17 protein-coding genes are annotated in these 20,288 nt (G+C 62.7%); 3 read left to right on the top strand and 14 right to left on the bottom strand.

Features of this window, described 5'->3' with window-relative positions:
• Positions 1-169: 169 nt before the first annotated feature.
• Positions 170-3,016 carry a hypothetical protein gene (locus tag VGU25_03240; protein HEV2576206.1) on the top strand — a complete coding sequence of 949 codons (2,847 nt, stop codon included), beginning with the start codon at positions 170-172 and terminating at the stop codon, positions 3,014-3,016.
• 65 nt (positions 3,017-3,081) lie between these two features.
• Here the strand turns inward: VGU25_03240 and VGU25_03235 are convergent, their stop codons facing one another.
• The 3 genes from VGU25_03235 to thiE all read right to left on the bottom strand — a co-directional run bounded on the left by VGU25_03235 (position 3,082) and on the right by thiE (position 6,837).
• Positions 3,082-4,563, bottom strand: coding sequence for an amino acid permease (locus VGU25_03235; protein ID HEV2576205.1), 1,482 nt, complete (start codon positions 4,561-4,563; stop codon positions 3,082-3,084).
• Between the two features lie 40 nt (positions 4,564-4,603).
• Positions 4,604-6,079 carry an amino acid permease gene (locus VGU25_03230; protein HEV2576204.1) on the bottom strand — a complete coding sequence of 492 codons (1,476 nt, stop codon included), beginning with the start codon at positions 6,077-6,079 and terminating at the stop codon, positions 4,604-4,606.
• An 89-nt stretch (positions 6,080-6,168) separates the two neighbouring features.
• Positions 6,169-6,837 carry a thiamine phosphate synthase gene (thiE, locus tag VGU25_03225; protein HEV2576203.1) on the bottom strand — a complete coding sequence of 223 codons (669 nt, stop codon included), beginning with the start codon at positions 6,835-6,837 and terminating at the stop codon, positions 6,169-6,171.
• 56 nt (positions 6,838-6,893) lie between these two features.
• Between thiE and VGU25_03220 the strand changes: the two genes are divergently transcribed.
• The gene (locus VGU25_03220; GenBank protein ID HEV2576202.1) at positions 6,894-7,118 is read left to right on the top strand and encodes a hypothetical protein; all 225 of its coding nucleotides are present in this window, start codon (positions 6,894-6,896) and stop codon (positions 7,116-7,118) included.
• 124 nt (positions 7,119-7,242) lie between these two features.
• Here VGU25_03220 and accC read toward each other — a convergent pair whose 3' ends face one another.
• From accC to VGU25_03205, 3 genes are all read right to left on the bottom strand, one after another.
• Positions 7,243-8,601 carry an acetyl-CoA carboxylase biotin carboxylase subunit gene (gene accC / locus VGU25_03215; protein ID HEV2576201.1) on the bottom strand — a complete coding sequence of 453 codons (1,359 nt, stop codon included), beginning with the start codon at positions 8,599-8,601 and terminating at the stop codon, positions 7,243-7,245.
• A 299-nt stretch (positions 8,602-8,900) separates the two neighbouring features.
• Positions 8,901-9,443, bottom strand: coding sequence for an acetyl-CoA carboxylase biotin carboxyl carrier protein (gene accB, locus VGU25_03210; GenBank protein HEV2576200.1), 543 nt, complete (start codon positions 9,441-9,443; stop codon positions 8,901-8,903).
• 73 nt (positions 9,444-9,516) lie between these two features.
• Positions 9,517-10,593, bottom strand: a complete 1,077-nt coding sequence (locus VGU25_03205; protein HEV2576199.1) for a Xaa-Pro peptidase family protein — start codon at positions 10,591-10,593, stop codon at positions 9,517-9,519.
• Positions 10,594-10,729: 136 nt separating this feature from the next.
• On the opposite strand from VGU25_03205, the gene VGU25_03200 reads away from it, so the two are divergent.
• Positions 10,730-11,617 carry a metallophosphoesterase gene (locus VGU25_03200; GenBank protein ID HEV2576198.1) on the top strand — a complete coding sequence of 296 codons (888 nt, stop codon included), beginning with the start codon at positions 10,730-10,732 and terminating at the stop codon, positions 11,615-11,617.
• Positions 11,618-11,930: 313 nt separating this feature from the next.
• Here the strand turns inward: VGU25_03200 and VGU25_03195 are convergent, their stop codons facing one another.
• The 8 genes from VGU25_03195 to VGU25_03160 form a co-directional block, all read right to left on the bottom strand.
• Positions 11,931-12,185, bottom strand: coding sequence for a helix-turn-helix domain-containing protein (locus tag VGU25_03195; GenBank protein HEV2576197.1), 255 nt, complete (start codon positions 12,183-12,185; stop codon positions 11,931-11,933).
• A gap of 240 nt (positions 12,186-12,425) precedes the next feature.
• Positions 12,426-13,505 (bottom strand): MBL fold metallo-hydrolase, encoded by a 1,080-nt coding sequence (locus tag VGU25_03190; protein HEV2576196.1) that lies wholly within the window; start codon positions 13,503-13,505, stop codon positions 12,426-12,428.
• A gap of 49 nt (positions 13,506-13,554) precedes the next feature.
• The gene (locus VGU25_03185) at positions 13,555-14,445 is read right to left on the bottom strand and encodes an HAD family acid phosphatase (protein ID HEV2576195.1); all 891 of its coding nucleotides are present in this window, start codon (positions 14,443-14,445) and stop codon (positions 13,555-13,557) included.
• Positions 14,411-16,183: a long-chain fatty acid--CoA ligase gene (locus tag VGU25_03180; GenBank protein HEV2576194.1), complete on the bottom strand. Its 1,773-nt coding sequence runs from the start codon at positions 16,181-16,183 to the stop codon at positions 14,411-14,413. Before VGU25_03180 ends, VGU25_03185 begins: the two co-directional genes overlap by 35 nt.
• Before the next feature lie 164 nt (positions 16,184-16,347).
• Positions 16,348-17,277: a cysteine synthase A gene (cysK, locus tag VGU25_03175; protein HEV2576193.1), complete on the bottom strand. Its 930-nt coding sequence runs from the start codon at positions 17,275-17,277 to the stop codon at positions 16,348-16,350.
• 8 nt (positions 17,278-17,285) lie between these two features.
• Positions 17,286-18,398 (bottom strand): VWA domain-containing protein, encoded by a 1,113-nt coding sequence (locus tag VGU25_03170; protein HEV2576192.1) that lies wholly within the window; start codon positions 18,396-18,398, stop codon positions 17,286-17,288.
• Between the two features lie 7 nt (positions 18,399-18,405).
• On the bottom strand, positions 18,406-19,305 hold the full coding sequence (locus tag VGU25_03165; GenBank protein ID HEV2576191.1) for a VWA domain-containing protein: 900 nt from the start codon (positions 19,303-19,305) through the stop codon (positions 18,406-18,408).
• A complete protein-coding gene (locus VGU25_03160; GenBank protein HEV2576190.1) occupies positions 19,289-20,221 on the bottom strand; it encodes a VWA domain-containing protein in 933 nt (310 codons plus the stop codon). The genes VGU25_03165 and VGU25_03160 overlap by 17 nt, the downstream gene beginning before the upstream one ends.
• Positions 20,222-20,288 lie beyond the last annotated feature (67 nt).

The raw sequence follows: 20,288 nt of genomic DNA, 5'->3' as shown, positions 1-20,288 counted from the left end.
CTCTGTTTTGCTCTGCTTTTCTTTCTGTCATTCCCGAAGGGAATCTGCTTTTTCTATCGGCGGCGCTTCACAAATGAAAGAAAAGAAACGTAAAGGCTTCAACAACATGCCTCAAGAGAGTCATTTCTCTCGCTAACCGCCTTTGCCCCGCCGCATCTAAACTTAAAGCATGGCGAAGTGCGCCCGATTAGTCCCCCTCTGCATTCTTCTTCTCACCTTCATCAGGCCGAGCTTCGCTGTTGACGCGCGGTTTGATCTTGTCGGTCCGCGCATCAACGTGCGCGTCACCCGCAACGGTGTCACCCTCCCCATCGCCGAGGTCCCCAACCTTCAGCCCGGCGACCGCATCTGGCTGCACCCCGACCTTCCGGCCACCCAGTCCGTCAAGTACCTCCTCATCTGCGCCTTTCTCCGCGGCACCACCAACCCTCCGCCCGAGGAATGGTTCACCCGCATCGAGACCTGGCAGAAGAACGTCCGCGAAGAGGGCGTCTTCGTCACCGTTCCCAAGGAGGCTCAGCAGGCCGTCCTGTTCCTCGCCCCTGAGACCGGCGGCGACTTCTCCACCCTCAAATCCGCCGTCCGCGGTCGCCCTGGCATCTTCGTCCGCGCCTCGCAGGATCTCGCCGAAGCCGGCTTCGAGCAGTCGCGCATCGAGCGCTACCTCGCCGACATCCGCCGCGCCCCTCCCGGCGACCCCGCCGAGCTTCAGAAGCACTCCGACCTGCTCGCCCGCACCCTCGCGCTCAAGCCCAACGAGGCCTGCTTCCAGCAGCCCGTGGACATGCAGTTCACCTGCCTCACTCAAACCGGTTCGCAGAGCCTGCTCGACGACGGCCACGGCAACTCCATCGCCGCCGCGCTCTCCAGCGGCCCCAACTCCGACTTCATCGCCGCCGCCAGCTACACCGGCCTCGCCGGCGGCGGTCTCTACTCCGCATATGTCGGCGCTGTGGTCGACCTCGTCCGCGTGATGGCCAACCTGCACACCGCGCAGTACCAGTACATCCCGGCCATCGCCTTCCCCCAGAACGACGCGATGAACCTGCGCCTCAACACGCCGCCATCCTTCCACAATCCAAAATCCGTACTCGTCATCGGCCTTCCCGCCGTCCAGTCTTCGCCGTCACCCCCGCTGCGCCCCACCGACCCCAATCACGTCGGCTGCCTCATCGAGCCATCTGTGACTCTCCCGATCGAGGGCGCGCCGCTCGTCTTCTCCACCTCGCTCGCCCACGACCTGGTCCTGCACCTCAACACGCCTCCCGGAGCCCCCGCCGAGCCCGACATCCCGCTCGTCGCCGACTCCTACCAGGGCGGCCTCGTCCTGCAGCGCACGCCCGAGCACCATGTCCCCATCCACGACGTCCTCCGCGAAGACAAATCCGGCTCCGCCAAGCCCGACGCCAAGGACAGCAAGCCCGTTAAGCCCCAACCTGAGCCCATCCGGCTCACCGGCACCATCCAGGGTCAGTGGGGCTTCGATTCCTTCACCGGTCCCACGGTCCCGCTCCAGCAGCTCCCCGGCAGCGACTGGCAGATCGCCAATGGTGACGACAGCGAAGACAGCAGCCTCATCGCCGGCAAGGCCGCTCAACTCCTCATCACCTCCACGGGCTCGGCCTGCGTCCACACCATCACCGCCGAGCCCCGCGGCTCCGGTGCAACTCTGAAAATTGCGTTCAAGCCTGCGCCTACGCCGGACCAGCCCAACCTGCTCGCCTTGACACTCCCGCTCGAGCACGACGTCACCCCCGGCGACCTCAACCTCTCCATCCAGCAGTTCGGCCAACCCCGGGCCGACCAGCTCTCCGCACGCACCTTCGCCGAGCCTCCGCACATCAACTCCGTCGAGCTCCACGCCACTGACCGCACCATTCTCCTCAGCGGCCAGCGCCTGAATGAAATCGAGCGCCTCGCACTCGGCGACCTCACCTTCAAGCCGCAGCCTCCCAGCACAAGCGACGGCTCCGAGCCCGCCGAGACCTCCAACTCCCTCCGCCTCGCGCTGCCCTCCGACGCGCCCGCACCGCCCACCAAGGTCGGCGACAAGCTCACCGCCCGCATCACCCTCAACGACGGCCGCAGCCTGACCGTGCCCGTCACCGTCTCCGCCGCGCGCCCGTCCGTCACGCTCCTCAGCAAGAGCTCCCAGCCCGCCAACGCGCCGACGATCACGCTCTCCAGCACAGACGACCTCCCGCTCTCCGCTCCGCTGACCTTCACGCTCAAGACCGCGCAACCCTTCCCGCGCTCAGGCCGCGTCGAGGTCGAAACCATTGACGGCACCCTGCGCGCCGTCCTCACCCTCGCTCCCTCCGGCGGTCTCGTCCTCCAGGATCCCCACACCGTCGTCGCGACTCTCGACCCGCTCCGCGCCTTCGGCCCCAGCGCCTTCGGCGCCCTGCACGTTCGCGCCATCTTCCCTCCCAGGAAGCACAGCGAGGAGGCCGCCCCAACCAACCCCGCAACCACCACCGCCGAAGACGAATCCTCGAGCGACTGGCTCCCACTCGGCACCCTCGTCCGTCTTCCCCAGTTGGTCACGTTGCAGTGCCCCGCGGACCCGACGTCCTCCTGCACCCTCTCCGGCTCAAGCCTCTACCTGATCGCCTCTATCTCGCCTGACCCCGCCTTCGACAACCCGGCAAACGTGCCCGACGGCTATACCGGGTCAACCCTCAGCGTTCCCCACCCCGCCGCCGCAGGCACCCTTTTCCTCAAGCTGCGCGACGACCCCAACCCCATCGACGCCGCCAACATCCCCATACCGACACCCGCCCCATCTCCGCGCGCCACCACCACCGCGCGCCTCCACCGCCCCTCAGAGCACTCCTCTGCGGCGTCTCAGGCCACACACACCGCTGCCGCTGGCGACACAACCTCCGGAGAGTCCGCCACCGAAACCCAGCACTCGAAGCAGGACTCATCCCAGCCGGACACCAGCAAGCCGGACACTGCCGCGCCGGCCAACGCTGCTCCTGCAGCCGCTGCCACGCCCAGCCCCAAGGAATAATCGCCGAACCACAAAGCAAAAGGCCCGGCACTTGCCGGGCCTTTCCTTTATCCAAACGCCAGCCGCTAATCCGCCGCCGCCGTCGTCTCCCGCTCCGCACGCTGCACCTTGCTATGCCGCGTCGAGTACCCGAAGTAAATCACCAGGCCAATGATCAGCCAGCTGACAAAGCCGATCTTTGCCGGCGTATCCGATGAAACCATCAGTGCCAGCGCGATGAGCATGCCCATGATGGGCACGAACGGCACCCACGGCGTGCGGAATGGCCGCACCGCATCGGGCTGTTTCTTCCGCATCACCCACACCCCCACGCACACAATCGCGAAGGCCAGCAGCGTGCCCAGGCTCACCAGTTCGCCCAGGAAAGAGATGTTGAAGAATGCTGCCAAAAACGCCACCAGCACGCCCACCGCGATGGTCACCAGCCACGGTGTGCGGAAGCGCGGATGGATCTCGCCAACCCATTTCGGCAGCAGACCGTCGCGCGACATCGTGTAGAGCACGCGCGTCTGGCCCAGGATCATCACCAGCATCACCGAAGCAAGGCCGGCAATCGCGCCCAGATCGATCAGGCACACGCCCCACGTTGCACCAATCGCCGCCGCGCCATCAGCCACCGGAGCCGGCGTGTTCAGCGTCGCATAGGGCTTCAGCCCGGTCAGCAGCCCCGCCACGATGATGTAGAGAATGGTGCAGAGTATCAGCGAGCCGAGAATGCCGAACGGCATGTCCTTCTGCGGATTCTTCGCCTCCTGCGCTGCCGTCGAAACCGCGTCGAACCCGATATACGCAAAGAAGACCACACTGGCCCCTCGCATAATTCCCGACCATCCATATTGCCCGAAGTGCCCGAGGTTTTTCGGAATGAACGGATGCCAGTTCGCAGCCATGTGCGCCGGATGTCCAAACGCATACACCGTAGCGATCCCAATGAAGAACAGCACCACCGACACCTTGATCATGACCGCGGCGCTATTGAAATTCGCCGACTCACGCACGCCCACAACCAGCACCGTCGTCACAACGATGATCGCGAGAAACGCGTAGATATCCACCTTCGCCGACAACAGATGGCCGAACAGCGTCATCGTGACTGAAGGCGTCGGATTGAACGGCACACGGACCCCGAAATATCCCAGCAGGCTGCTCATGTAGCCGCTCCAGCCAACGGCCACCGTCGCCGCACCAAACGCATACTCCAGGCACAGCGCCCAGCCGATGATCCACGCCATCAACTCGCCCAGCGTCGCATACCCGTACGTGTACGCCGAGCCCGCAATCGGAATCATCGCCGCAAACTCCGCATAGCAGAGACCCGCAAACACGCAGCCTATGCCCGCCACCACAAACGAGAGCACGATCGCCGGTCCCGCAAACTGCGCCGCCGCCGTTCCCGTCAGTACGAAGATGCCTGCCCCGATGATCGCGCCAATTCCCAGCGTGATCAGGTTCACTGGACCGAGTGCACGTTTCAGTCCGCCGCTGCTCTCGCTCTCCGCCTCATGCATCAAGGCCTTCAGCGGCTTGACCGCCAACAAATTCGCCATGCTTTCTGCTTCTCCTAATCCCTGTCCGTATCCAGAATTTCTAATCTCTAATCTCTAATCTCTGATCTCTACTTCCCACCCATCTCCACACCAGGTACACCGGCACGCCAAGCAGCACCAGAATCAGTCCCGGCCAAGTGTACTGGGGTTTGTATCGCAAAAGCACGCCACAAATCCACACCGCCATCACGATGTACAGCCCCGGCAGCACCGGATACCCAAACGCCCTGTACGGACGCGCCGCATCCGGCTCCGTCCGCCGCAATACAAACAGCCCCACAATCGTCAGCGCATAAAACACCAGCGCCGCCAGGATTACGTAATCCAGCAGGTTGCCGTACTGTCCGCTCAGGCACAGCAGGCACGTCCACGCGCACTGCATCCACAGCGAGTTCTTCGGCACGCCCTTGCTGTCCAGCTTCCCCGTGCTCTTGAAGAACAGGCCATCCTGGCTCATCGCGTAATACACGCGCGCCCCCGCCAGCACCATCCCGTTCACGCACCCGAACGTGCTCACCAGGATCGCCGCCGCCATCAGCTTCGCACCCACTGGCCCAAACGCCGTCTGCATCACCGCCGTCGCCACTCTGTCCTGCGGTGCATTCGCAATCCCGCTCATCGGCAGCACGTTCAGATACACAAAGTTGCACGCGATATACAGCAGGCTCACCGCGCCCGTTCCAATCGCCAGCGACAGCGGCAGGTTCCGCTTCGGATTCCGCACCTCGCCCGCCGTGAACGTCACGTTATTCCACGCATCGCTCGAAAACAGCGACCCCACCTGCACCACCGCAACCACCGTCAGCACGCCGACCACAGCCGTCCCGCCGCCCAGCCCAAGGAACGACCCAACCTGCACCACATGCGGCGTTCCCCAGTGCGCTCCCGCCCAGAAGTTATGCCAGCCCACGCCAAAATTCGCAGCGTGCGCAACTGCATTCTTCGCAATCAGCCCCACCGCGATCACGCCCAGCAGCGCCAGCACCTTCGTCGTCGTGAAAACGTTCTGCACCGCCGCGCCCGTCTTCACGCCGCGCGTATTCGTGAACGTCAGCAGCACAATCACGACGATCCCCACCAAATTCGCCGTGCTCAGCCCCACATTCCCCGAGCCCACGTGCACAATCCAGTTCGTCTGGCTGATGCTCGGGAAAAACACCCCCAGAAACTTACCGAACGCCACGCCCACCGCGGCAATCGTTCCCGTCTGGATCACCGTAAACAGCGTCCACCCGTACAAAAATCCCCAAATCGGCCCCAAACTCTCGCGCAGGTACACATACTGCCCGCCAGCCTTCGGCATCATCGCCGCCAGCTCGCCATAGCTCAGTGCGCCAATCACCGTCATCAGCGCCGTCACCGCCCACGCTGCAATCAACAGCGCCGGCGACCCCACCACGCGGCTCATCTCGGCGGGCACGATAAAAATGCCCGACCCGATCATCGAGCCCATCACAATCGCCGTCGCCGAAAACAACCCCAACCCTTGCACAAAGTGCGGCGCACGTACCCCCACAGAGCCGCCGTCATCCTGAGGCGCAGCCGAAGGACCTCTGTATTTCGCCTCTTGAGCCACTGATGTCTGAGGAGTCACTTCCCCGTACCCTACCCCAAAATCTCGAGAAAGTCCCGCGCAACCTCACTCACCCGCCTGCCCTCAACAAACAGCCCACCAATCACTGCCACCGAATCCGCCCCGGCCTCAATCACACTGCGCGCATTCGCAAGCGTTATCCCTCCAATCGCCACCACCGGAAGCTCCGTCATCGCCCTCGCCCGTCGCACCAGCTCCAGCCCCACCACCGGCTCCGGATTCGCCTTCGACGCCGTCCGAAACACCGGCCCAACCGCCACATAGTCCGGCCCCGCCCCCACCGCCGCCCCCACCTGCTCCTCATTGTGCGTCGAAATCCCAACCATCCGGGTGCCCCATTCATCACGCGGCCTCATCGCGTGGTGGGTGGGGTCGAACACCCTCCGCACCGCCTCCACCCCCAAATCCCCCTGCCCCACATGCACGCCCTCCCACCCCGCCAACACCGCCAGGTCCGCGCGATCATTCATCACCCGAATGACCTCCACGCCCTCAAACGCCGCATCGATCTCCCGCGCCGCCCTCAAAATTTCTTGTGGCCCGTTCCCCTTATCCCGATACTGCACCAGCCGCACGCCCGCCGCGCGCAACTCCCGCGCAAACTCGCGCGCACTCATCCCCCGCGCATCCAGCGTCGCCCGGTCCACAATCGCATACAGCCTTGGAAACCCGTCCCTCATAACTCAAGGCTATCCCGCAAATCGCCCGGCGACACACCCGGTCTACAATCCTCCCCATGAGACTTCGCCCGCGCACCTCAACCCTCGTAAAATTCGGCGCCGCTGCCGGCGGCTCTCTCGCTCTCGGCGCCATCGCCTTCGGAGCCGCGGCTATCGGCACCCTCGCCGTCGGCAGGATCGCCATCGGCAAACTCAAGCTCAAACTCGGCCAATTCGAAAAGCTTCACGTCGACGAGCTCACCGTCGACCACCTCATCGTCCGCAACCGCACCGACCTCTGATCACCACCGCTGCCTTTGCGTGCCTTTGCGCCCCTTTGCGCTCTTTGCGTCAAACGTTTTCGCGTGGGCCAAGAAAAAAGCCCGGCTCTCACCGGGCTCTTCTCTACCCTCTACTTTCTACCCTCTACCCCTTGCTTTTCTGCCGCTCCAAAAACCGCTCCATAAACTTCGTATCAAACTCCCCGCGACGAAACTCCTCATCCGCGAAGATCTTCTGGTGCAGCGGAATCGACGTAAAGATCCCCTGCACGACGAATTGCGATAAAGCCCGCTGCATCTTGTCCATCGCCTCCACCCTGTCCTTGCCATGGCAGATCAGCTTCGCAATCATCGAGTCGTAATACTGCGGCACCACACCCTCTGCATACTGCGCCGTATCCACGCGCACGCCATTCCCGCCGGGCAGATTGAACACCGTAATCTTGCCCGGGCTCGGCGTGAACTTCTCCGGATGCTCCGCATTGATGCGGCACTCAATCGCATGCCCCTGAATCGCGGGCACCTCAGGAACGATATCCCTCAATCTTTCGCCCGCCGCAATCCGTAGCTGCGCCTTCACCAGGTCCACACCCGTAACCATCTCCGTCACGCAGTGCTCCACCTGGATACGCGTATTCATCTCGATGAAGTAGATCTCTCCATCCTCATCCATCAGGAACTCAATCGTCCCCGCATTCCAATAACCGATATCCCTCAGCGACCGCTCGATCGTCTTGCCCAGCCGCTCGCGCAGCTTCGGCGTCACCTGCAAACTCGGCGCCTCTTCAATCAGCTTCTGATGTCTCCGCTGAATCGAACACTCGCGCTCGCCCAGGCTCATCACGTTCCCGTGCTCATCCGCCAGCACTTGGAACTCAATATGCCGCGGCCGCTCGATGAACTTCTCCATGTACAGTTCGCCGTTGCTGAACGCATTCAGCGCCTCCGTCGAAGCCTGCTGGAACAGCGCCGGCAGCTCCTCCTTCGTGCGCACAATCCGCATGCCGCGTCCGCCGCCACCCGCCACAGCCTTCAGAATGATGGGATAGCGAATCTTCTCCGCGCACGCCAGCGCCTCGTCCTCGTTCGCCAGCACCCCATCGCTTCCCGGCAGGATCGGCACCTTCGCCTGCTTCATCGTCTGCCGCGCCGTGGACTTCTCGCCCATCATGCGCGTCACCTCAGGCCGCGGCCCAATGAACTTGATGTTCGACGCCCTGCAGACCTCCGCGAAGTTCGAATTCTCGCTCAGCAGCCCATACCCCGGATGTATCGCATCCGCACCGGCAATCTCCGCAGCCGAGATCACCGACGGAATATTCAGGTAGCTATCCTTCGACGGCGGCGGCCCAATACAGATCGCCTCATCCGCAAACTTCACGTGCAGGCTGTTGCGGTCCGCCTCGGAATAAACCGCAACCGTGCGAATCCCCATCTCTTTGCACGCATTGATCACGCGCAGCGCAATCTCACCCCGGTTGGCAATCAAAACCTTACGAAACATTCACTACCTTTCGGTGCTGTGACGCGAACCGTTATTTGCGGCGCGCTCGGATTGTGTAAATGATCGAGAGAGGCAAACAGATCGCAAGGCACGCAAGAACAAACGCGAATGCGAACGGATCCCGTCGCCTTTCAAACAAACATGCACAAAATAGGAGACCGGCGATCGAAATCCATGAGGTACGCGTCGCCCAATGCTCTCCACCAGGCGTGAGTTCTGGAAGTGTCAGCCTCATATCGTCAAGCCTTACTTGATCGCCTTTGCCTTATTCACTATTCACTACTCACTATTCACTGCTCTTACTTGATCGCAAACAACGGCTGCCCATACTCGACCGGCTGCCCTGCCTTCACATACACCTTCACAATCTCGCCCGCGAAGTCGCTCTCAATCTCATTCATCAGCTTCATCGCCTCGACAATGCACAGCACCTGCCCGCTCGAAACGCGGTCGCCCATCTTCACAAACGGGTCCGCATCCGGCGACGGCGCATCATAGAAGGTCCCCACAATCGGCGACTTCACAATATGCGCTCCCGCCTCCGGCCCAGCCTCTGCCGCGGGCGCCGCTGCTTGTGCAGCCGGAGCCGACCCCTGCGCCGCGGGTGCCGCCGCCTGCAGGCTCGGCAGAGCCGCAGGCACAGCCACCGGAACGATCTGGGGCGCTCCCTGCGCCGCAATCGCGCTCGCAAGGTGCGCGACATCCATCGCCGGCGCCGGCTGCAATCCGGCAAACTTCAGCCGAACCTTCAGGTCCGTCCGCTCCATGTCAAACTCGGCGATACCGTTTGCCTTCAAAAACTCAACCAGCTCTCGCAGCTGCTGCAGATCTTCCGCCGCCATCAACTAACTCCTGACTCTCTAACTTTCCGACTGCCTTACTACTGACTCGCTGACTCGCTAACTTGCTGACTCGCTACAACTCCACCCACGTCTTCGGACTCGCCTTCGTCAGCACCTCGCGACCCTTTTCCGTCACAAGCACCATATCTTCGATGCGAACTCCGAACTCACCCGGCAGATAAACTCCCGGTTCAATCGTAATTACCATCCCCGGTTCCAGCACCTGCTCCTGCTTCGCTGCAATCCGCGGTCCTTCATGAATCTCCAACCCGACGCCATGCCCGGTCGAGTGCGTAAACCACTTCTCCAGCTTCGCCTTTCGCAGTACCGACCGCGCGGCCTCGTCCACATCGCCGCACGTCGCTCCGGGTACCACTGCAGCCACACCTGCCTGCTGCGCTTCCAGCACCGAATGATACACGTCCCACTCGCGCTTCGTGGCTTTGCCCATGTGCACAGTCCTCGTCATGTCCGAGCAGTAACCGTCCAGCAGCACGCCAAAATCCAGCGTCACAAATCCACGATGCGGCAGCTTCGCCGCACTCGCTCTACCATGCGGCAGCGCGCTCCGCTTTCCGCTCGCCACAATCGTTTCGAAGCTCATCCCCTCCGCGCCCGCGCGCCTCGCCTCAATCTCCATCACCAGCGCAATCTCGCTCTCCGTCTCGCCGGCGCTCAGGTTCGTCAGCACGCCCTCAAACAACCTGCAGCCCAGTGCCGCCGCCCGGCGCATCTTCACAATCTCATCCGCGTCCTTGCGCTCGCGCAGCCGCGCCACCAGCCCCTGCGTCGCGACAAAAAAACTCCGCCGCTGCCCTGCCGGCAACACCTTTCGCATCGCATCCAGCGCCGCCACCGTCGTGTTCACCGCATCGAAGCCGGCTCTCTTCGCGCCCTTCTCCGCCAGCCACGCAGCCGCCTGCGCACCCGGCGACCCCTTTCCCACCACCACCCGCAGCCCCGCCGCCTCAGACTTCGCCTGCGTCGTATACCGCCCATCCGTAAACAGAGCAGCCGCGCCTTTCATCAACGCCACCGCCCCGCTCGACCCCGTGAATCCGCTCAGCCACCGCACATCGGGCAGATGCGTCACCACCAGCGCATCCACGCCTGCACCCCTTGCCGCCTCCAGCGCTGCCTGCCGTCTCACTCGATGCTGCATCTAACTGATTCTACCCGGTTGCTTTGAAGGGGCACGGCTTCAGCCGTGCCGTAAAACCTCGATAACAAACAGGGGCTTCAGCCCCCGGAAGTCTTCAACCGTCCAACCCTCGGTATCATGGAATATGCCCGCCGTTTCTCAGGCAAAATCTCATCCTGACCTGCGGACTATTACCCGCCGCAGTTTCCTTGTCGGGGCGTCCGCTGCCGGGCTCTCGCTCGCCGCCTACGCCGGCACCCACGCGCGCCATGAGCTCGAGGTCACCGAGCGCACCCTCGCCCTCCGCAACCTCCCCGACGCCTTCGTCGGCTTCCGCTTCGTCCAGCTCTCCGACATCCATCTCGAGGAGTACACCGAGCCCTGGTTCCTCCGCCAGGCCGTCCAGACCATCAACAACCTCCACCCCGACCTCGTCCTCATCACCGGCGACATCATCAGCCGCGGCCCGGCCACCGACCGCGTCGCCTGGCGCGCCGCCGGCATCGCCGCCGAGGTCCTCTCCGAGCTCAAGGCCCCCCAGCGCTTCGCCTGTCTCGGCAACCACGACGTCGCCGTCGGTGCCGAGCACGTCATCAATCCCCTCCGCGCCCACGGCACGCCCATGCTCATCGACAGCTACATCCCGATCCAGCGCGGCTCCGACTACTTCTGGCTCTGCGGCTCCGACGACGCCGGCACCCGCGACCCCGATCTCAACCTCGCCGTCCCCGCCGCCCCCACCGCGCCCGTCATCCTCATGTGCCATGAGCCGGATTACGTCGACCACGTCGTCCGCCACCCGCGCTTCCCCTACATCGATGCCATGCTCTCCGGCCACACCCACGGAGGCCAGGTCCGCCTCCCCGCCATCGGCCCGCTCATCCTCCCCCCCATGGGCAAGAAGTACATCGAAGGACGTTTCCAGTTCGACCACATGGAGCTCTACGTCAACCGCGGCCTCGGCACCGTCGGCCTCCCCTTCCGCCTCAACTGCCCCGCCGAAATCACCCACTTCACCCTGCAGCGCGCGTAGCCGCACCAATTCGGGCATCGCATTCCCCACGCCGTCATCCTGAGCCAGCTAATTTAGGCCGTCATCCTGAAGCGTAGCCGAAGGATCTCCGTATTTCGTCCGGATCACCGCACACCCGGGTGGCCCAGCCGGGTGCCCCATTCATGCGCGGTTTCATCGCGCATGAGTGGGCTAGCAAGGATGCCGGGTGGCCCATCCTTTCGCGCAGCGAAAGGGTGGGGTATCGCGCGTTAGGACGCGCGGTCGCTTTTGCCTTTGCTTTTCTTTCTGTCATTCCCGCAGGGAATCTGCTTCTGGTGTGTCCGCTGAGGACCTACCGCGCTTTCCCCGCCGGCTTCTTCTTCGTCACGTCCACTGGAGCCGCGGGAGGCCTGACCCCGCTCTTCTCATCCATCCAGCTATCCAGCAGGCTCTTCTTGAACCGCCACCGGTTCCCCAGCTTGAACGCCGGCACAAACCCCTCGGACGCATACCGGTACAGCGTGTCGCCGCTGATCCCCAGGTACTCCGCCGCCTGCCGAATATCCATCACCTCGCGAAGCGCGGGCTGTGCCTGTGCAGATGCCATCGCCAATCTCCATCCGGAAGATCCGGGAATCTCAGATACTCTCGCAAACTCTCAGCGCGAATCCTCTTGTACCCGCTTTTGGCACGGTATACAAGCGGAAATCTTCCGGTTCTCTCCTGCTTTTCTTGGCTCTTGGCGAGTTTCTAACCTGCGTTGACGCGATTTATTTCGAGTATTGATGGTTAAAAAATGAGTCGTTTTTGCGCAAAATTTCGCGGTTTTTGCACGAAAATGAGCGCCTTAAAAACGCCGAAACGGGTCCGCCCACCATCGAGTCTGCCCACTGCCCTCAACCACCTCGGTCGGCACTCCCGGCTCCGGCGTCCACAGACCCGCCCCATCCCGAGCCGCCAGCTCCTCCAGCTGCTCAATCGGGTCCCGCCACCCATGCAGCGCCAAGTTGAACATTCCCCAGTGGATCGGCATCAGCAGCCCGGCCTTCTGCGCCCCACCCATCGCCTGGTACGCCCGCGCCGCACCCTCCGGCCCAAGATGAATCTCCGACCACAGCGGATGAAACGCCCCAATTTCCAGCATGGTCAGGTCAAACTTCTCGTAGTTCGCCGCAATCTCCGCAAAACCGTCCCACCAGCCCGAGTCTGCCCCGAAGTACACCCTGTGCTTCGGACCCTCGATCACAAACGAGCTCCACAGCGTCGTAAACCTGTCCCACGGCAGCCGGCCTGAGAAGTGCCGCGATGGCCACGCCGTAACCCGCACGCCCTGCCCCAGACCCGCGTCCGGTCCCGCCGCCAACTCCCTCGACTGCCCCCAGTCCAGCTCGGCGATCCGGCCCTCCGGCACGCCAAAGCGCCGCAGCCGCTTGCCCACGCCCGCGGAGGTCACCCACAGCGCCCGCGCCGTGCAATTCATCCGCGCCAGCCTGCCCACCGTAACCGCGCCCAGATGGTCGTAGTGGTCGTGCGAGATGAGCACCGCGTCCAGCTCCGGCATCTGCTCCAGCGGCATCGTCGGCGGAAAGAACCGCTGCGGCCCGAACCACTGCAAGGGGCTCGCGCGCTCCTCCCAAACTGGATCAATCAGGATCCGTACGCCATCAATCTCCAGCAGCATCGACGAGTGCCCGAACCACGTCACCCGCAGCCCGCTCGCCGGCGCCTTCCGGTACACGCGCACATCCGTCCGGAACGGTCCCAGCGGAATCTTCGGCTCCGTCTCCGCCTTATTGCGCAGATATAACGGCAACACCTTGAAGATCAGCCCGAATCCGCCCATCTTCGTCGGCACCGGATTCAGATACCGCCCACCCTGCTTCTTCGCGCGCTCCAGCAACCCCATAAAGTCTTTCGATACTCTCACACCGCCGTCGGATCCGTCCCGCCGGCTGCCCTGATCCCTGATCCTGCCCCTACGGAATGAAGTAGAACGGATTCGGCAGCTTCACGCTCACATCCGCCTGCGGCTCGCCGAGCAGATCGCTCCACTGGTCACCCACGCTCATCACAATCCGGTAGCCATCCGCCACGATCTGCCGCCGTTCCTGCGACTTATACGGAATCGTCGGCATACCGTTCTCCTCGCCGTTCCGCAGCCGCAGCCCGGCCCACCCATGAAAGCCCGCGGCCTCCAGGTTTCTGGCCGTCGCGGCCGTCTCGTCGCCATTCCCAATGTCCTGCACGCGACGGTCAGGCTTTCCCGGCCTTCCGGTAATGAAGAACACCGCCGCGCCCGCCGCGCGCGCCTCGTTGAACAGCCGGAGCGCTCCGGGGATCGCCACCGCGGATCCAGTCAGCTCGTAGGGCCGGTACAGCGAACCCACGTAGCCAAAATCCTCACGCCGCATCTCGCACCAGTTCGTCAGGGTCGTCTCGTCGATATCCATGACGACCGCGAGCTTCTCGCCCGGCTTCTTGGTCGCGATCTCCTGCTTCAGCTCCGTTTCCGCGCGCCTGTACTGCGCATCCAGGTCCGCCCAGTAGCATCCGCCGTTGCCTGTGCACTCGCCGTACTCCACGAGCTTGTAGCGTTCCACGCCAAAGTTCGCGAGCGGTTCGGCCGAAGGCAGAATGCGTGAGTTGTCCAGCGCATCCTTCTGCTCTCGCGCAGCCCGTTCCACCGCATCTGACGCTCCCGGCTTCGGTCCTGCCACACACATCGGCGGACCATAATGATCTGTCGGTACAACGCCCGGACCTGCGCTTGACTGCTGCGCGACCGCCGCGGCTGCGAACGCCGCGACAATTACCCAGCTCCACAGTCTCGCGTTACTCCGCGCCATTGCCTGAACCATACAGCGCATTAATCCTGTCCTTATATTTCTCATTGATCACACGCCGCTTCAGCTTCATGCTCGGCGTCAGCTCACCCGACTCCACCGTCCACTCCTCGGCGACCACCACAATCTTCTTGATCGTCTCATGGTGTTCCAGGCCCTCATTCGCCTTGCTCACGATGCCTTTGTACACCTGCTGCACCTTCGCATCTTCCACCAGCTTCGCGCGGTCCTTTGTCTGCACACCGTTCTGCTGCGCCCACTTCTCCAGCGCGTCAAAGTTCGGCGAGATAACCACGCTCACAAACTTTTTCTGATCCCCGATCAGCGCCGCCTGCCCCACCAGCGCATCGACCTTCAACTTGCTTTCCACCGGCTGCGGCGCAACATACTTCCCGCCCGAGGTCTTCATCAACTCCTTCTTGCGATCCGTGATCGACAGAAATCCGTCCTCGAGCTTCGCAATGTCGCCGGTCTTGAACCACCCATCCGGCGTGAACTCCTTTTTCGTCGCCTCTTCCTTCTTCCAGTAGCCCGCGAACACCGACGTGCCGCGCACCTCCAGCTCGCCATCCTCGGCCAGCCGCGTCTCGAGATTCGGAATCACCGTGCCCACCGTGTACGGCCTGTACGCCGCAAACGTGTTCCGCGCAATCACCGGCGACGTCTCCGTCATCCCATAGCCTTCAAACACGCGAATCCCCACGCTCAAAAACCAGTCGGTCGTCTCTTTGCCCAGCGGCGCCCCGCCCGAAACAAACAGCTTCGCGTTCCCTCCAAACGCCTCGCGAATCTTCGAGAACACTAGCTTGTTCGCAATCTTCCATCCCAGCGACCCCGGCTCTTTGCCCGCGACGATCGTCTCTTTCTGCCTGCGTCCCTGCGCCAGCGCCCAGTTCAAAATCCGCTTCTGCATGCCTTGCGCCTTGCCCTCAACCCCCTGCCGCACCTTCTCAAACACGCGCGGCACCGCGAGGAAGATCGTCGGCTTTACTTCCTTCATCGCAGCCGGCAGACGATCGAACCCCGGCAGATACGCGAGGTATCCGCCATGTGCGTAGATCGCATAGTCCAGATGCCGCGCCAGCGCATGGCTCAGCGGCAGAAACGAGATCGCCGAATCTCCCTTGCCGATCTGCAAATCGTCCGTCGAATGATGCAGGTTGTCGCACAGATTTTTATGCGTCAGCATCACGCCCTTCGGTTCGCCCGTCGTTCCTGATGTGTAGATGATCGTCGCCAGTTCCTCGGGCTTCGTCTCGTTCAACTTCGCGTCAAAGCCAGCATCGCGCGACTCCATCTGCCCCGCATTCTCCAGCAGATTGCACAGATGCTCGGCGTTCGGAAACTCCCCGGCATCGAACACCACCACCCGCTCCAGCGCCGGCAGCTCGCCCGCACTCACCACCTTGTCGTACTGCTCGCGCGTTGAAACGAACGCCACCTTCGCGCCCGAATCGCGCAGCATAAAACCCACCTGCTCCGGCGACAGCGTCTGGTACAGCGGCACGTCCACCGCGCCAATCGCCAGTGCCGCAAAGTCGACCACCGGCCACTCCCACCGGTTCTCGCTGATGATTGCCACGCGATCGCCGCGCTTCACGCCCCAGCTCTCGAGCGCCGCAACCAGGGCCCGCACACGCCCATACATCGTGCGCCCTATGATCGGCTTCCATCCTTCGACTGACTTCCACATCGCAACCGTATCGCCGTCGCGTTGGGCGAGGCCCGCCAGGATGTCGTTGATCGTGCGCAACTCAAGCATGCATTGTCTCCTTCAGATTTTGCCGCAGTACACGCTTATCTGATGCAACAGACTACACAGCCGCAATAAAAGCCTCCTTGGCCTCAACCAGCAAGCTTCACTCGCATCTCATCACTCGCATCTCGAAACTGGTAGCGCACCCTTTGCAGGATGCCGAGATACCTTCACCCGCCCTGGCACTCCCCCAATATCCCCTTCGACAGATACCGCTCCGCCGAATCCGGCACCACCGTCACCACGCGCTTGCCGGGCCCCAGCTCCTTCGCGATCTGCAACGCCGCGAAGACATTCGCGCCCGAGCTCGACCCCGCCAGCACGCCTTCTTCGCGCGCCAGGCGCCCCACCATCGCAAACGCATCGTCATCGCTCACCATGATGATGCGGTCCGTTACGCTGCGATCGAAGTTCGCCGGAATGAACGACACGCCGATGCCCTCAACCTTGTGCGGCCCGGGCTCGCCACCCTGCAGAATGCTTCCCTGCGTCTCTACCGCAACCGTCAGCACGTTTGGCAGCCGCTTCTTGAAGCATCGCGCGATGCCCGTAAACGTTCCGGCAGATCCCACACCGATGACCGCTGCATCAATGCGGCCTTCCATCTGCGACCAGATCTCTTCTGCCGTCGTCTCCTCGTGATAATCCGCGTTCGCCGGATTCTCAAACTGCATCGCCGCAAACGCTCCGGGCGTCTCGTCTTCGAACGCGAGCGCGCGCTTGATCGCCCCGGCCATCATCTCCGCCTCCGGCGTGCGAACGACCTCCGCGCCGAGACCGCGCATCAGGATGCACTTCTCTTCCGCGTAGCCCTCCGGCACAAACAGCTTCACGCGATAGCCGCGCTGCACGCCGATCAGCGCCAATCCCACGCCGGTATTTCCCGCCGTCGCCTCGCAGATCGTTCCTCCCGGCTTCAGCACGCCTCGCCGCTCCGCATCCAGCACAATGCCCAGCGCCGCGCGGTCCTTGATGCTGCCGCCCGGGTTCATCGTCTCCAGCTTCGCCCACACTTCCGCTGAGTCCGCGCTCGCCAACTTCGACAACCGCACCATGGGCGTGTGGCCCACCAATTGAGTTACATCTGTTCCGATTCGCACGCTGCCCGCTACTCTCCCGTCGTCCCGGCGCTCTTCCCACCACCAGCGACCTTCGGAAAATATCCCGAGCGCGTCCTCACCTGCAACCCGCGATAGCCCTTTTCTTTTGCTTCCACGTGAATCGTCCGGTATCCGCCCAATTCTGGCGATTTCGTCGACCGGTACTCGATCGTGTACTGCGACCGGATGTCCTGCGCTACCTCGTGCGTGATGCCATCCACCTCTTTCAGCGATCGCGGGAAGTACGCAATGCCTCCGGTCTGCGCCGCCAGCTCGGTGAGCACCTCGCGGGAGTGCCTCGCCTCCGAGTGGCTCACATCCTCGCCAAACAGCAGCCCGATGCAATAGATCGCCGGGCCGTCCAGGTCCTGCACCCTGCGAATCGTCGCCTCCAGCGTCGCGCTCGATGCGTTGTCATCGCCGTCGGTCACGATCAGCAAAACCTGTTTGCTGCGCTTCGCATTCTTCGAGAGATAATCCGCCGACGCGATCACCGCGTCATACAGCGCGGTCCCTCCGCTGGACTTGATGTATGCGAGCCCCTGCTGCAGCTTCTCAATCGAGTTCGTAAAATCCTGGTCGATATACGCCTCTGAGCTGAAGTCCACCAGGAACGCCTCATCCTCGCGATTCGACAGCCTCACGAGATCCAGAGACGCCGCATCCACCGCCGCCCGCTTGTCGTACATCGACCCCGAGCTATCGATCAGAATCCCCATCGACACCGGCACATCCTCATGCCGGAAGCCGATGATCGTCTGCGGCACGCCGTCTTCGTACACATGGAACGCGTCCTGCGGCAGGTTCTCCACCGGGGCCCCGTTTCCATCAATCACGGACGCATTCAGCCGCACCTCATACGCATTCGCGCGCAGGGTGTACTCGCCGTGCTCCTTCGTAATCTCTCCCGCCTTCGGCGGCCCGGTCGGCACGGGAGCTGCCGTATGCGTGTCCGGATCCGGCGACGGCACCGGGTCGCTGTCCTGCGTCAAAGGAACCTGCTTCTGCGTTGCAGTTGCCGGCGCCTGCTGCTGTGGTGTCGCCTGCGCCCACACACGCGGCGCCATCGCCGTGCACAGAAGCGCTACCACCCACCACGCCAATCTTTCAGCTCTTCTCAATCCAACCTCACTGCCGCTCGGCAACGTATCCATCCGCTCCGACTACTTTAAACTTCTGCTTCCGCAAATCGTTCGTCAGTTCAACACGCAGCTTCCGTACACTGCCATCGGCCGCCGGATTGCCCGACGTAAACTCCAGCTCATACCTTCCCTGTATCGCCTCAATCAGATAGTCGGTAGCCTGCAGGGCCTCATTCTCCGTATTCACCGGGAAGGCCAGCCCGCCGGTGCGCTCGGAAAGATTCAGCAGCAACTTCCAACCAGCCGTAGAACCAGAGCTGGCTGCGCTCGGGTTCTGAATGGAATAAACAACCGGCGCCTCCGGCCGGTGCAGCTCGCGCCACACCTCGTCTTCACTCATCTTGGACGCATTTTCGCCTCCATCGCTCACCAGAACGATGACCCTGCGCTCAAAATGCGCGTTTTTTTGCATGTATCGGGCTGTACTCTCCACCGCATCCAGAAGGACGGACCCACCCGAGGACCTCAGATAACTCACTCCCTTCCTCACCAGCGCCCGGTCCGTCGTCAGCGGCGCATCCACGTACGCAGAGGAAGAGAAATCCACAAGGCACATCTCATCGGTCCCCGGCAGCTTATCAATCAGCTTCCCCACCTCGGCATGAACTGCATTGCGCGCTTCGTACGTCGACCCCGAGGTATCCACCAGCAGGCACACCGATTCCGGTTCGTCGCCAACTGGATGCAGCACCGCATCCTGAACCACGCTCTTCCCATCCCTGATCTCCAGCGCATCCGCGTTCACGCCCACCGCCGGCGCGCCGCTTCTATCCACGATCGACACATTCACTCTTACGTGCGGCCACTTCGGCACATTTGCCTGTTGAGCACCCGCCGTCACTCCCACCAGTAAGAAGCAACCCGCAGCCTTACTGCGTCGGCGCATAGTACCCCTCGCGGCTGTGCACCGTCAGCGGAGGCAGCCCCGGAGGCTCCATCAGCTTCACCCTCAACTTCCGCCATTGCCCATCCCGTCGCCTGTCCGTCGGCGTAAACCCGATCACATACTGGTTCCGCAGCTCTTCGCTGATCCGCTGCGCAATGTCGCTCAGGTCCTGCATCTCCATCACACGAAACAGCCGCCCGCCCGTCGACTCGCACACCTCATTCAGCAGTGTCGGCCCGTTGACCTCTTCCTCCGTCGGCGCAAACGCGTCAAAGATGCCGATCGAATAAATCTGCACCTCGCTTTCGCGCACAATGCGCGTCAGCTCGCCCTCCGTATACCGGCTCCGGTTATCCCCGCCATCCGAGATCACCAGCAGCGCCTTGCGCGCATACTTTGCCTGCCGCAGCTTGTTCACTCCCAGGTACATCGCGTCGATCAGCGCCGTCCGGTTCTGCGGATGCAGCATCACCATACGTGCTTCGACGTCCTCCACGTCGTTTGTGTAATCCACCAGAACCGCCGGCCGGTCATTAAACCCGATCACAAAGAACTCATCCTGTGGGTTGCACGTGCGCAAAAACTCCGTCAGCGCCTTCCTCGCCCGCAAAAACTTCGACTGCATGCTCCCGCTCAGATCGAAAACAATCCCGATCGACAGCGGCGCATCCTCGGTCGCAAAGCTCTTGATCGTCTGCAGATTGTTGTTGTCGTAGACCGCGAAGTTCTCCTTCTCCAGCCCCGTCACCAGCCGATTCATCGGATCCGTCACGGTCAGCGGCACCAGCACCAGATTCACATCCACACGAATCTCGGACCCCGGCGAGTTCGTCGCCTTCGTGGCCACGGCACTGCCCGTAATCAGCGGCCGATTATCCTTCGGCTCGGTTGGCGCCGCCGGCGCAGGCGTCTTCACGTCGCCCAGAGGATTTTCCTGCGCCCGAGCAAAGCTCCCCCCTGCCATCGCCAATACCCAAAGCATG

It is taken from the genome of Acidobacteriaceae bacterium (assembly GCA_035944135.1).
In the GTDB taxonomy this organism is placed as follows: domain Bacteria; phylum Acidobacteriota; class Terriglobia; order Terriglobales; family Acidobacteriaceae; genus Granulicella.
This window is presented reverse-complemented; position numbering and strand designations above follow the sequence as displayed.